Raw genomic sequence first — 12859 nt, 5'->3', positions numbered from 1 at the left:
AGCGTGAACTCAGCTGCGGGTGGCGAAGCAGTTGAAGCCGTTGCGCTTCAGAGCGTTGCAGGCATCCTGCGCGGTGTCCTGCTCCGCGAAGCCGGAGAAGCGGGCCCGGAACAGCGTGGCGCCGCCGTGCTCGACCTTCACCGTGTAGGGCGAGGCCTTGGCCAGCGCGCCGCCGGCCCGGCTGCGGGCCTCGGAGAGCATCGACTTCGCCTTGCCCTCGTCGTCCATGGCGCCGAGCTGAATGACCCAGGCCGTGGGCGTGATCCGCGCGCCGGCCACCGGCTTCGGACCTTCGGTGCGCGGGCCGTCCACGGAGGCGAGGCGGGCGTCGGTCTTGCCGCCGGCCGGGAACGCGGCCTGTCCGTTCGACGGCGCATAGGCCTGCGCCGAAGCCGGGAGGGCGCCGGAGCGCCACTTCATGCCGGCGCTGCCGGGCGTCGTGGTGGCGGAGCGGTTGGGCGAGATGTCCAGGGGTTGGCCGGCCCGCATCGTCGAGGCCGTGGTCTCCACGTCTTCCTCGTCGTCGGCGGAGGCGACCTGGGTCCGGGTCCGCGAAGCGCCGTCGGCGACCACGGCCGGACGGGCGCGCTCGGCGACCTCGGTGGTCGCGGGTGTCTGGCGAGCGCCGGCATAGGCGCGGGGCAGGGACTGGCGGACGAGGTCGGCCATGATGCGGTCGCGGCTGGCGCCGGACTTGCCGCCGAGCACGATCGCTACGATCTGCCGGTCGTCGAGCCTCGCCGCCGTCATCAGGTTGAAGCCGGAATCCCGGGTGTAGCCGGTCTTGATCCCATCCACGCCCTGGACGTTGCCGAGGAGGCGGTTGTGATTGCCGATGACCCGGCCGCGGAAGGCGAAGGAGCGGGTCTGGAAATATTTGTAGTAGCGCGGGAAGCGGTCCTGGATCGCCCGGGCGAGGAGCGTCAGGTCCCGCGCCGTGGTGATCTGGTCGGCATCCGGCAGACCGGACGCATTGGCGTAGTGGGTGCGGCTCATGCCGAGCGCCTTGGCCTTCTGCGTCATCATCTCGGCGAAGCGCGCTTCCGAGCCGGCGATGTTCTCGCCGATGGCGCAGGCCACGTCATTGGCCGACTTGGTCACGATCGCCTTGATGGCGTCCTCGACCTCGATGGTGGATCCCGGGCGCAGGCCGAGCTTCGAGGGGGCCTGGGAGGCCGCGAAGGACGAGATGGTGAGGGGCGACTCGAGGGTGTAGCGCCCACGCTCCAGCTGCTCGAAGAGCATGTACAGGGTCATCACCTTGGTGATCGAGGCCGGGTGGCGCAGCGAATCCTCGTTGATCGCGTGCAGCGTCTTGCCGGTCTTCACGTCGACCACCATGGCGGCGTAGGGCGGGTTGTAGCCGCCACCGCCGCCTCCGCGGTGATGATGGCCGCGCCGTGCCTCGGCCGGGGAGGCGAGGGCGGCCAGGACGGCGGCCGCCGCGATCGCGGCCGACAGGGCGGGCACCCGGCCGACGCGGGGAGTATGGCTACGCATCACGACTCACTGCCTCGACATGCGCGGCCCGCAGGCCGGCTTGCACCGCAACATCTCGGCGGGGGGAGCGGGCCTGCCGCCGTAACCCCGCAACATCTGTCAATCAGGCTAGGTGGACGCAGTTACGGCCCGGTTAATGCCATGGAGCCGATTTTCGAAATCGATCGCCATAGTGCAGTGCAATATATCGCTTGACGTTCCATGGTGCATCGCACACATAGGCGATACGGGCCGCACTCGGCCTCGCGGGCATCTGCCCGACACGTCAGGGTAAGCCCCATCGGGGCGAAAGGATCATCAGATGAGCCAAGTTTACGAGAAGGCCGCCGAGATGAACAAGACCGGTCTCGCCACCGTGATGAAGAGCGTCTCGTCGCTCGCCAAGACCAACCAGACCGCCGGCATCGAGATCGCCGATTTCGCCAAGGAAACCTACAGCGCCGGCGCCGAAGCGATGAAGAAGCTGGCCGCCGCCCGTACGCTCCAGTCCGCCCTCCAGATCCAGGCCGAGTACCTCAAGGCCTCCTACGAGCGCCTCCAGAGCCAGGCCAAGGTGATGACCGATCTGTATCAGGGCCTCGCCCAGGAGATCGGCGCGCCGCTGCAGGCCAAGGCGCCCTTCGACATGAAGACCTTCTTCGACTCGAAGGCGTTCTTCGACCCCAAGGCGTTCTTCGACCCCAAGACGTTCTTCGATCCCAAGGCCTTCGATCTGAAGTCCTTCCCGAAGCTGCCGGGCGTCCCCGCGGCCGAGCAGAAGGCCGCCTGACACCCGGATTTCCGGGAGCGGAGGGATCCGCTTCCGGACCCGGCCTCGAAGCCTGCCAGTCGGCCTCGTGCGAGCCATCGCGCGGGGCCGTTTCCGTTTTCCTGTCGACCGTACGGGGCTGCGCGCGCGGCGACCCTCGGGGGCTCGGACCGTGACGGTCTCGGACAAGTGCGCGCAGCCGACTGGCGAAGCAGCCGAACGCCCTATAGATTACCAGCGATGCGAGCGCGCCTCGCCGGCGCGACCCGCGGATGAGCAGCCAACGAGCAGCATGCCGCACCAAGGGGTCGATGCAATCCAGATGACCGACGTCCTGATACGGGGCAGCGAATCCTCGCGCGCGGGCGGCCCCGAAACCTTCACGCTTCACCGTCACCGCACGGATGTGCGGGCGGTGGACGAACCGAGCGAGCCGGGTGGTACGGATGACGGACGCTCCGGAACCGCCATCATCACCCGCACCAAGCCGAAGACCAAGCGACCGAGCCTCTACCGGGTTCTCTTGCTGAACGACGACTACACACCGCAAGAATTCGTCGTTCATGTCGTCGAAAAGTTCTTCAACAAGTCGCAGGAAGTCGCGTTTCAGATCATGATGCACGTGCACCACAACGGTGTCGGCGAGTGCGGCATCTTCACTTACGAAGTTGCGGAGACCAAGGTGACGCAGGTCATGGACTTCGCCCGCAAACACCAACATCCTCTCCAGTGCGTTATGGAAAAGAAATAGGCACCCCACACAGAGGCCACGCTTTGCCCAGCTTCTCTCGCAGCCTAGAACAAGCTCTCCACCGCGCCCTGGCGCTCGCCGGCGAGCGCCGGCACGAATATGCGACGCTGGAGCATCTCCTGCTCGCCCTCGTGGACGATCAGGACGCGGCGGCCGTCATGCGGGCCTGCAACGTCGAGGTCGACACCCTCAAGCGCGCGCTGGTGGAGTACGTCGACACCGAACTGTCGAACCTCATCGGGGACGGACGCCAGGATGCCAAGCCGACGGCCGGCTTCCAGCGCGTCATCCAGCGCGCCGTGATCCACGTGCAGTCCTCCGGGCGCGAGGAGGTCACCGGCGCGAACGTGCTGGTGGCGATCTTCGCCGAGCGCGAGAGCCATGCCGCGTACTTCCTGCAGGAGCAGGACATGACGCGCTACGATGCGGTCAACTACATCAGCCACGGCATCGCCAAGCGCCCCGGCGCCTCCGAGGCCAAGCCCGTGCGCGGGTCCGACGAGGAATCCGCCTCCGAGCGCCCGAGCGGCGACGAGGGCGAGGGCCGCACGAAGAAGAAGGGCGATGCCCTCGACGCCTACTGCGTCAATCTGAACAAGAAGGCCCGCGACGGCCGGATCGACCCGCTGATCGGCCGCGAGGCCGAGGTGCAGCGCACGATCCAGATCCTGTGCCGCCGGCAGAAGAACAACCCGCTCCTCGTGGGAGAGCCCGGCGTGGGCAAGACCGCCATCGCCGAGGGCCTGGCCCGCAAGATCATCAACAAGGAGGTTCCCGAGGTCCTCATCGAGGCCACGGTGTTCTCCCTCGACATGGGCACGCTGCTGGCGGGCACCCGCTACCGCGGCGATTTCGAGGAGCGCCTGAAGCAGGTGATGAAGGAGATCGAGGCGCATCCCAACGCGGTGCTCTTCATCGACGAGATCCACACGGTGATCGGGGCCGGCGCCACCTCGGGCGGGGCGATGGACGCCTCGAACCTGCTCAAGCCCGCGCTGGCCAACGGCTCCCTGCGCTGCATCGGCTCGACCACCTACAAGGAGTACCGCCAGTACTTCGAGAAGGACCGCGCCCTGGTGCGCCGCTTCCAGAAGATCGACGTCAACGAGCCGTCAATTCCCGACGCGATCGAGATCGTGAAGGGCCTGAAGCCGTATTTCGAGGAGTTCCACAAGCTCAAGTACACCACCGAGGCGGTGAAGGCCGCGGTCGAGCTGTCGGCGCGCTACATCAACGACCGCAAGCTGCCGGACAAGGCGATCGACGTCATCGACGAGACCGGCGCCTCGCAGATGCTGGTGCCGGAGGCGCGCCGCAAGCGCGTCATCGGCGTCAAGGAGATCGAGGCGACCATCGCCACGATGGCCCGCATTCCCCCGAAGACCGTTTCGAAGGACGACGCGGTGGTTCTCAAGAACCTGACCGAGAACCTCAAGCGGGTGGTCTACGGCCAGCCCAACGCCATCGAGGCGCTGACCTCGGCGATCAAGCTGGCCCGGGCCGGTCTGCGCGATCCGGACAAGCCGATCGGCTCGTACCTGTTCGCGGGTCCGACCGGCGTGGGCAAGACCGAGGCCGCCAAGCAGCTCGCCGCGTCCCTCGGCGTCGAGATGCTGCGCTTCGACATGTCGGAATACATGGAGCGGCACACGGTCAGCCGCCTCATCGGCGCGCCCCCCGGCTATGTCGGGTTCGACCAGGGCGGTCTGCTGACCGACGGCATCGACCAGCACCCGCATTGCGTGCTGCTGCTCGACGAGATCGAGAAGGCGCATCCGGACCTGTTCAACATCCTGTTGCAGGTCATGGACCACGGCAAGCTGACCGATCACAACGGCAAGCAGGTCGATTTCCGCAACGTGATCATCATCATGACCACGAATGCGGGCGCCTCCGATCTCGCGCGTTCGGCTTACGGCTTCACCCAGGCCAAGCGCACGGGCGACGACGTCGAGGCGATCAACAAGCTGTTCGCACCGGAATTCCGCAACCGTCTCGACGCGATCATCTCCTTCGGCCACCTGCCGAAGGACGTGGTGGCGAAGGTGGTCGACAAGTTCGTCCTCCAGCTCGAGGCGCAGCTCGCCGACCGCAACGTCACCATCGAGCTCTCGGACGAGGCGCGCGAGTGGCTGACCGAGAACGGCTACGACGACGCGATGGGTGCCCGGCCGATGGCCCGCCTGATCCAGTCGACCATCAAGACCCCGCTGGCCGACGAGGTCCTGTTCGGGCGGCTCAAGGATGGCGGCGCGGTGCGCGTGGTCCTGCGCAAGGGCGAGGGCGCGGAGAAGGACGGTCTCGGCTTCGAGTTCCCGGCCGGCCCGGTCACGCCCAAGCCCGAGAAGGACGTGGCCAACGCGGCCAAGAAGCACAAGCGCACGAAGGCCAAGGCCTCCGCGCGCAAGACGAACGACAAGCGCGACGACAAGGGCGGTCCGAGCGGCGGCTCCGGCGGCGTCCGAACCGTTCCGAAGGTTCCGCTGGTCAAGGCCTGATCGGGCTCCGTCGAACCGGCCTCTCCCGAGCGGGAGGGGCCGGTTCTTCACGTCTCGAGGGTTTGGAAAACGAAATCCGGCGGTCGACACGAGGTCGCCGGATGGTTAGCAAGCGCGGGAACGGAGAGCGGGCACCGCGGGAGACTGGCCGGATACGCCTCCCAACGCTGAGTTCGGTTGAGGAAAGGCGTCCCCGATGAACGACCTGCACGAGGGACCCCTCACGCCCATCGCGATCAAGCAGGCGCCGGCCCCGAAGCTGACGGCCCGGGAGCAGCGCCGTCTGCGGCGCAGGCGCCGCCGGCGCGGCGAAGAGATCCTGGGCTGGATCCTCGTCCCGGTGATCGTCCTCGGAATCTACTGGGGCGTGACCGCCGGCCTCGACTTCCTCGGGACGTCGCCGGGCCAGCTCTGGGACCAGCTGATGCAGGTCAAGGCGATGATGGAGAAGCGGAGCTGATCCGTCAGCCCCGCCGCAGGGCGTGGATCGAGAACAGCCGGTCGGGATCGGTCCAGACCGCCTCCGCGCTCCAGCCGGCCTCGCGTGCCAGGGCGCGGAAGCTTTCGACCGTGTACTTGTAGCTGTTCTCGGTGTGGATCGTCTCGCCCTCGTCGAAGGCGATCACGCGATCGGCGATCCGGATCGTCTGGGCCTTCAGACTGACGAGGTGCATCTCGATGCGGGAAGCCTCGGCGTTGAAGAAGGCACGGTGGGCGAAGGCGTCGAGGTCGACCTCGGCGCCGAGCTCCCGGCGCATCCGCACGAGGAGATTGCGGTTGAAGGCCGCCGTCACGCCGGCCGCGTCGTCATAGGCCGCATCGAGCACGGCCTTCTCCTTCACGAGATCGACGCCGATGATCAGGGTGGCGCCGGCGCCGAGCACATGTCCGAAATGGGCCAGCAGCCGGGTCGCCTGTGGGGGCTCGAAATTGCCGATGGTCGAGCCCGGGAAGAAACCCGCCACCGGGCCGTTCGAGAGGCCGTCGGGCAGGGTGAAGGCGCGCGTGAAATCGGCCGCCACGGGTGCGATCGTCAGGTTCGGGAAGTCGCGGGCCAGGGCTTCGGCCTCGCTCCGGAGAAAGCTTTCCGAGACGTCCACCGGAACGTAGGCGGCCAGATCCGGCCGGTGCACCATCAGGCGCCGAACCTTGACCGTCGAGCCGCTGCCGAGTTCGACGAGATTGGCCCGCGCCGGCAGGGTGGCGGCGATGGACGCGCCCTGCGCCTCGAGGATGCCGAGCTCCGTGCGCGTCGGGTAATATTCCGGCTGCCGGGTGATCGCCTCGAACAGATCCGAGCCCGCCGCGTCGTAGAAGTACTTCGCCGAAAGGTACTTCTGCGGCGCCGAGAGGCCGGCCAGCACATCGTCGAGGAACTGACGCTCGGCGTCGACGGCTGCGATCGGGGTCGCATCCGTGAAGACGGGGTTGATGGTCAAGGGACGTCTCCGCGTGCGCGACGATTCGTGGATCAGGACCGGGCGTCCGACAGGCGCAGGCCCGTGAACTGCCAGCGCTGATGCGGGTAGAAGAAGTTGCGGTAGCCGACCCGCGCATGGCCCTGCGGCGTCGCCACCGAGGAGCCGCGCAGGACGAACTGGTTGGACATGAACTTGCCGTTGTACTCGCCGAGTGCGCCGTCCACCGGACGGTAGCCCGGGTAGGCCGTGTAGGCGCTTCGGGTCCATTGCCAGACCAGTCCGAAGGCGTCGGGGAGATCGCCCTCGCGCGCCGCCACCTCCCACTCGAACTCCGTGGGCAGGTCGCGCCCGGCCCAGCGGGCATAGGCGTCGGCCTCGTAGTAGCTGATGTGGGTGACGGGAAGCGCCGGATCGACCGGGTGGATTCCGGCGAGCGTCATGCTCGCCCAGCCGCCATCGGCCTCGCGCCAGTAGCCCGGCGCCTGCCAGCCCTCGGCCTGGGCCGCGATCCAGCCGTCCGAGAGCCAGAGTTCGGGCCGTGCATAGCCGCCATCGGCCATAAATTCGAGCCACTGCGCATTGGTCACCAGGGAACGGTCGATGGTCCCACCCTGGATGAGGGCGTCGTGCCGCGGCGATTCGTTGTCGAAGGAGAAGCCCTCGCCGTCGTGGCCGATCGGCTCGATGCCGCGGCGCAGTTCGGTGCGGCCGGTCGCACCCTGTGCCTGCGGAAAGCGCCAGTCCCCGTCATAGGCCGGACCGAGCGGGTTCTGCGCGAAGGCGTGCAGGATGTCGGTCACCAGCAATTCCTGGTGCTGCTGCTCGTGATAGAGACCGATCTCGAGGACCGGGAGGACCGCTTCGAGGGCGCTCGCCGAAGCCTGGCTCAGCAGGGCGTCGACGGACCGGTCCACATGCGCGCGATAGGCGGCGACCTCGTCCGCCGTCGGGCGGGTGATGAGGCCGCGCATGATCCGCGGCTGACGCGGGCCAGCGGCGACGTAGTACGAATTGAACAGGTAGTGCAGCCGCTCGTCGTAGATGGCGTAGCCCGGCAGATGCTCGCGCAAAAGAAACTGCTCGAAGAACCAGGTCGTGTGCGCGCGGTGCCACTTGGTCGGGCTCGCATCCGCCATCGACTGGACCTGCTGGTCCTCCGGGGAGAGTGGCGCGGCGCGGCGCTCGGTCTCGTCGCGGACATGATGGAACGCCGCGATCCAGGCCGCGCGATCGACGGGTCTGACCGAGAGGGGCGGTGGCGGGAACGCGGATCGGCCAGGCTCCGCCTCGGGGGTCTCGCGAAACGCTGCCGTCGCTGCCATGGCGACCACTCCCAGACTCGAAGGTTCGGACTCGAACATCAGGATGAGATATGGCCGCGCGCGCATTCGGCAACGGAGGCGCATCGGGGTCCTTCGTCGCGGCTGCGCTCGGACCATCGGATCGGTCGCCTTTTTCCGGCCACGGTGACCTCCCCTTAACCCTCCGGGGCCGACACTTCGCCGCTCACGCGGGACAATCGGGCCGGACTCGGATGCGGATCGATCTGATGGCAGGAGCGACCACGGCGGCCGTGGCACGGAGCGTCGCGCCGGCGCCGACCATCCTGGTGTTCGATTCCGGGCTGGGCGGCCTGACGGTGCTGGAGCAGGTCCGGCGCGCCCGGCCCGATGCTGCCTATGTCTATGCCGCCGACGACGCGGCTTTTCCCTATGGCCGCCTGTCGGAGCCGGTGCTCGTCGACCGGGTGCTCGGCGTCATGGAGCGCCTGATCGGCCTGCATGCGCCGGATCTCGTGGTGGTGGCCTGCAACACCGCCTCGACCCTGGTGCTTCCCGCCCTGCGCCAGCGCTTCGCCACGCCCTTCGTCGGCGTCGTACCGCCGATCAAGCCGGCGGCCGAAGCGACCCGCTCGCGGGTGGTCAGTCTGCTGGCGACGCCCGGCACCGTGGCGCGCGCCTACACTCACGAACTCATCGAGTCCTACGCGAGCGCCTGCGCCGTCACCCTGGTGGGCGCCCCGAATCTCGCCGGCTTCGCGGAAGCCGAGCTGGCCGGCCTGCCCGTCGACGACGACGCCCTGGCCCGCGAAATCGCGCCCTGCTTCGTCAGCCTCGAGGACGGCCGGCGCACCGACGTCATCTGCCTCGCCTGTACGCACTATCCCCTGCTGCTCGCCCGCTTCCAGACGCTCGCCCCCTGGCCCGTCACCTGGATCGATCCGGCCCCCGCCATCGCCCGGCGAGTGATCCAGCTCCTCGGACCCGTCGATCGCAGCGCCCCGGCCTCCGCTCCAATACAGGGGGCCTTCACCAGCGGGTCCGGCCTGACTCCGTCGCTGCGCCGCTCCCTGACCGCACGCGGCATCGACGGAATCGCGGTGGAGCCCATGCCGCTGGGCCTGCAATAGCCGCCGCCGCGCTGGTGCCCGGGCGCCGGGTCTGCGCAGGTGCGGGGCATCTGCACGGGCGCAGAAGTTTCGAGGCGAACCGACCAGCCATGCCGTTCATCAGCGTCACCCGCCTGCGCATCCGCGCCCTGCGCTTCCTGCCCGGCTTCGCGCTCCACGCCGTCCGGACCCGCAACCAGGTTCGGGCGGCCCCGGGCTTCAGGGGCGGGGCGCTGCTGCCGGACCGGAGCTGGACCTTCTGGACCATGACGGCCTGGACCGACGAGGCGAGCATGCGCACCTACATCCTTGCGGGCGCGCACCGGCGGGCCATGCCGCGCCTGATCCACTGGTGCGACGAGGCCTCGGTCGTTCACTGGGTCCAGGACGCGGCGGACCTGCCGTCCTGGACGGCGGCGGACGCGCGCATGCGCGCCGAGGGCCGGCCCTCCAAGCTCCGCCACCCGAGTGCGCGGCACGCGGCGATGAGCTATCGCGAGCCCCGCCTGACCCGTTCGGGGCCGATCAGCCCGGCGGCATCGGCCTGAACCGAGCCGGCTCGGCATTGACGCGGAGGGCGGCCTGCTCTAACGAGGCGCCGGTGACGGGGCTCCGACGAGGGGCCCCGAAGCATTTTCCAGCGCACCCGTGGACGGCAATGTCCGTCCTGTCGCTCCGTCCCCGGCCAAGGCCGGCGGCGAAGAGAGGAGGGCGCGTTCCTCGATAGATCTCCATTGCGAGAGGAACCGCGATGTCAAAACGCATTCAGGCGAAGCACAAGCTCGATCGCCGCATGGGCCAGAACATCTGGGGCCGCCCGAAGAGCCCCGTCAATCGCCGCGAGTACGGCCCCGGCCAGCACGGCCAGCGCCGGAAGGGCAAGATGTCCGACTTCGGCACGCAGCTGCGTGCCAAGCAGAAGCTCAAGGGCTACTACGCCAACATCACCGAGAAGCAGTTCCGCCGCTACTACGCCGAGGCGATCCGCCTGCGCGGCGATTCCGGCGAGAACCTGATCGGCCTGCTGGAGCGCCGCCTCGACGCCGTCGTGTACCGCGCGAAGTTCGTTCCGACCCCGTTCGCGGCGCGTCAGTTCGTCAATCACGGCCACGTCAAGGTCAACGGCCAGCGCGTGAACATCGCCAGCTACCTCGTGAAGCCGGGCGACCTGATCGAGGTCAAGGATTCCTCGAAGCAGCTCGAGATCGTGGTCGTGGCCGCGCAGCTCGCCGAGCGCGACGTGCCGGACTACATCGAGGTGGATCACTCCAAGATGACCGCCCGCGTGACCCGCGTGCCGAACCTCGGCGAGGTTCCCTACCCGGTCCAGATGGAACCGAACCTCGTGATCGAGTTCTATTCGCGCTGATCCCCCCGGATCACCGGCGAAGATGCGAAAGGGCCGCCCGCGAGGGTGGCCCTTTTTCGTTGCGGGTTCGTCGTGCTCGGTGCGGGATCGTGCGGCCCGGGCAGATGCGCGCGGATGTCAGCGTGTGACCGCGCCAGCTCCCTGGGACGCCCGGTTGCGCGTCTGCAGCGCGCGGGACGCATCCCGTGCGCTCGGCGGCAGTCCGGTCTCGGCGGCGGCCGACTCGTCGCCCGGCACGCCGGGTACGAAGCCGCGCTTGTCTCGTCCACCGGTGTCGAAGCCGTAGCCCGCATTCACCCCGGCATAGAAGCCGGTGAAGTCCTCGGCCGCGGCCGGGACATTCGACGCCAGGCCGGCGAGGCCGATCAGCGCGAGGAGGGCGGTCCGCATCGCAATCTCCGGGGGTGAGTCAGGTCTTGAAACGCGAAACGGCGGCCCGGTCGGGGCCGCCGCTTCAGTCATGCCGTGAAAGGTGGCCGCGGCGCGGCCAGCCCCGGGGCGATCAATCGTCGACGTTGATGCTCTGGGCCTCGCGGCCCTTCTGACCCTCGACGACGCCGAGGACGACCTGCTGGCCTTCGGCCAGGGAGTCGAGGCCGGCGCGGGAGAGGGCGGAGCGGTGCACGAACACGTCCTTGCCGCCGTCGTTGACGGAGACGAAGCCGAAGCCCTTGGCCGGATCGTACCACTTCACGGTGCCGGACATCTCGGTGGAGGGACCGCTGGCGAAGCGGCCACCGCCGCCACGATCACCGCCGCGGTCGCCGTAGCTACCGCCGCCGCCGCCACCGTAACTGCCGCCACCGCCGAAGCGGTCGCCGCCGCCGAAGCCGCCGGTGCGGGGCGGACGCGCGTCGCGCATGGGAGCGGCCTCGGCCGTGGAGGTGTCGACGCTGGTGACGTCCGTCACCTGCGGACCCTTCTGGCCCTGCGCGGTGTGGACCGTCAGACGCGTGCCGGGGAGAAGGTCGGCATGGCCTGCGGCTTCGACGGCGCGGATGTGGAGGAAGGCATCGCCCGAGCCGTCAGCCAGCTCGACGAAACCGAAGCCCTTCTCCTTGTTGAACCACTTGACCGTCGCATCGCGCTCCGGTCCCGAAGGGGCTGCCGCGGCGCGCGACGGGCCACGGTCGAAACCGCCGCCGCCACCGTAACCGCCACCGAAGCCACCGCCGCTCGGAGGAGCCTGATCCGGCCAACGCGGCTCGGCTCCACCCTCATCGAAGCCGCGCTTCTGCGGCCCCCGAAAATCACGACCACGTCCCATAGAAAGCTCGCAAAAACCGTCCGCCGACCATCAGTTTCGATAACCGCGTGCGCGCCATCCCAGACAGCCCACGCTCCGCTCTATCATTACTCCCAGCAGCGGTAACCAAGAATAACGCCTTAGTCCTGACTGAAAGCCGCCTTGATCGCAAGATGCTTCTGTCCCGCTTGGCGAGAGTTCCGTAACTTTCCTGCGGCAAAATGCGTAGCTTTTTAGCGCACCCACGCTGGCGGCGCGTTCCCTGCCTGCCGTTTGAGCAGTTTCCGCCGGGCGCGATCGAGTCGATTTGCTGGCTGACGTTAGCAAAGCGCAAAGCCTCGGGGCGCCAGAGTGTCGGCGGGGCATGCTCGCCCCGACTCGCCGGGCCCGACGCCGCATCGATGATCGCCACTCCGAGTTTCCCGGACCTCTCGGCACTCGTGGTCGACGAGAGCCTCTATATCCGCCGCATCGTGCGCGACATGCTGATGCGCGTCGGCATCAAGCGCGTGCTCGAGGCGCCGGACGGGGCCGAGGCCCTTGGCGTCCTGGCCGAGAGCAAGCCGGACCTGACGATCATCGACTGGGACCTGGCGATCCTCTCCGGCGAGGAGTTCATCCGCCTCGCCCGCACGCCCACCACCTCGCCGTCGCCGACCGTCCCGATCATCCTCATGCTGGCGCAGCCCCGCCGGAACGTGGTGGACCGGGCGATCTCGCTCGGCGTCAACGAGATCATCGCCAAGCCGTTCTCGCCCAAGACCCTCTGGTCGCGCCTCGACGAAGTGATCAATCGGCCGCGCCCGTTCTCGCAGGTCAAGAGCCTGCTCAGGCCCGTTCCGCGCATGGCCGCTGCCGGCAAACTCGGCTGATCCACCGGCCGCTCCGTTCGGGCCGCCGAAATCATCCCCGATTCCCGCGCCTTCGTGATCGAGGC

At 68.4% G+C, this 12859-nt stretch carries 13 protein-coding genes; 8 read left to right on the top strand and 5 right to left on the bottom strand.

From position 1 onward, the window contains the following. Nucleotides 1-9: 9 nt before the first annotated feature. Nucleotides 10-1500, bottom strand: coding sequence for a serine hydrolase (locus ACLBWX_RS02330; protein ID WP_447675490.1), 1491 nt, complete (start codon nt 1498-1500; stop codon nt 10-12). Between the two features lie 301 nt (nt 1501-1801). Between ACLBWX_RS02330 and ACLBWX_RS02325 the strand changes: the two genes are divergently transcribed. From ACLBWX_RS02325 to ACLBWX_RS02310, 4 genes are all read left to right on the top strand, one after another. Continuing rightward, nucleotides 1802-2269 carry a phasin family protein gene (locus ACLBWX_RS02325; RefSeq protein WP_447675489.1) on the top strand — a complete coding sequence of 156 codons (468 nt, stop codon included), beginning with the start codon at nt 1802-1804 and terminating at the stop codon, nt 2267-2269. A gap of 301 nt (nt 2270-2570) precedes the next feature. Next, on the top strand, nt 2571-2999 hold the full coding sequence (gene clpS / locus ACLBWX_RS02320) for an ATP-dependent Clp protease adapter ClpS (protein WP_447675488.1): 429 nt from the start codon (nt 2571-2573) through the stop codon (nt 2997-2999). Nucleotides 3000-3022: 23 nt separating this feature from the next. Then, the gene (clpA, locus tag ACLBWX_RS02315) at nt 3023-5497 is read left to right on the top strand and encodes an ATP-dependent Clp protease ATP-binding subunit ClpA (RefSeq protein WP_447675487.1); all 2475 of its coding nucleotides are present in this window, start codon (nt 3023-3025) and stop codon (nt 5495-5497) included. A gap of 196 nt (nt 5498-5693) precedes the next feature. Beyond that, nucleotides 5694-5957: a hypothetical protein gene (locus ACLBWX_RS02310; protein WP_447675486.1), complete on the top strand. Its 264-nt coding sequence runs from the start codon at nt 5694-5696 to the stop codon at nt 5955-5957. A gap of 4 nt (nt 5958-5961) precedes the next feature. Here the strand turns inward: ACLBWX_RS02310 and egtD are convergent, their stop codons facing one another. Together egtD and egtB are read right to left on the bottom strand one after the other, a co-directional pair. Further along, nucleotides 5962-6936 carry an L-histidine N(alpha)-methyltransferase gene (gene egtD, locus ACLBWX_RS02305; protein ID WP_447675485.1) on the bottom strand — a complete coding sequence of 325 codons (975 nt, stop codon included), beginning with the start codon at nt 6934-6936 and terminating at the stop codon, nt 5962-5964. A gap of 32 nt (nt 6937-6968) precedes the next feature. Then, nucleotides 6969-8240, bottom strand: coding sequence for an ergothioneine biosynthesis protein EgtB (gene egtB, locus ACLBWX_RS02300; RefSeq protein ID WP_447675484.1), 1272 nt, complete (start codon nt 8238-8240; stop codon nt 6969-6971). Between the two features lie 212 nt (nt 8241-8452). On the opposite strand from egtB, the gene murI reads away from it, so the two are divergent. The 3 genes from murI to rpsD all read left to right on the top strand — a co-directional run bounded on the left by murI (nt 8453) and on the right by rpsD (nt 10676). Next, entirely contained in the window at nt 8453-9328 is an 876-nt protein-coding gene (murI, locus tag ACLBWX_RS02295; RefSeq protein WP_447675483.1) for a glutamate racemase, read from the top strand. 89 nt (nt 9329-9417) lie between these two features. Beyond that, the gene (locus ACLBWX_RS02290; RefSeq protein ID WP_447675482.1) at nt 9418-9855 is read left to right on the top strand and encodes a DUF3291 domain-containing protein; all 438 of its coding nucleotides are present in this window, start codon (nt 9418-9420) and stop codon (nt 9853-9855) included. 203 nt (nt 9856-10058) lie between these two features. Next, nucleotides 10059-10676: a 30S ribosomal protein S4 gene (gene rpsD / locus ACLBWX_RS02285; protein WP_055953400.1), complete on the top strand. Its 618-nt coding sequence runs from the start codon at nt 10059-10061 to the stop codon at nt 10674-10676. A 117-nt stretch (nt 10677-10793) separates the two neighbouring features. Here rpsD and ACLBWX_RS02280 read toward each other — a convergent pair whose 3' ends face one another. Then, nucleotides 10794-11066, bottom strand: coding sequence for a hypothetical protein (locus ACLBWX_RS02280; RefSeq protein ID WP_447675481.1), 273 nt, complete (start codon nt 11064-11066; stop codon nt 10794-10796). Between the two features lie 112 nt (nt 11067-11178). Next, a complete protein-coding gene (locus ACLBWX_RS02275) occupies nt 11179-11943 on the bottom strand; it encodes a cold-shock protein (RefSeq protein WP_447675480.1) in 765 nt (254 codons plus the stop codon). 380 nt (nt 11944-12323) lie between these two features. On the opposite strand from ACLBWX_RS02275, the gene ACLBWX_RS02270 reads away from it, so the two are divergent. Beyond that, nucleotides 12324-12794 (top strand): response regulator, encoded by a 471-nt coding sequence (locus tag ACLBWX_RS02270; protein WP_056189093.1) that lies wholly within the window; start codon nt 12324-12326, stop codon nt 12792-12794. Nucleotides 12795-12859: the final 65 nt, after the last annotated feature.

Source organism: Methylobacterium sp. M6A4_1b (genome assembly GCF_053345175.1).
Note: the sequence above shows the minus strand (reverse complement) of the source record. Positions and strands in the feature narration are given on the sequence as shown.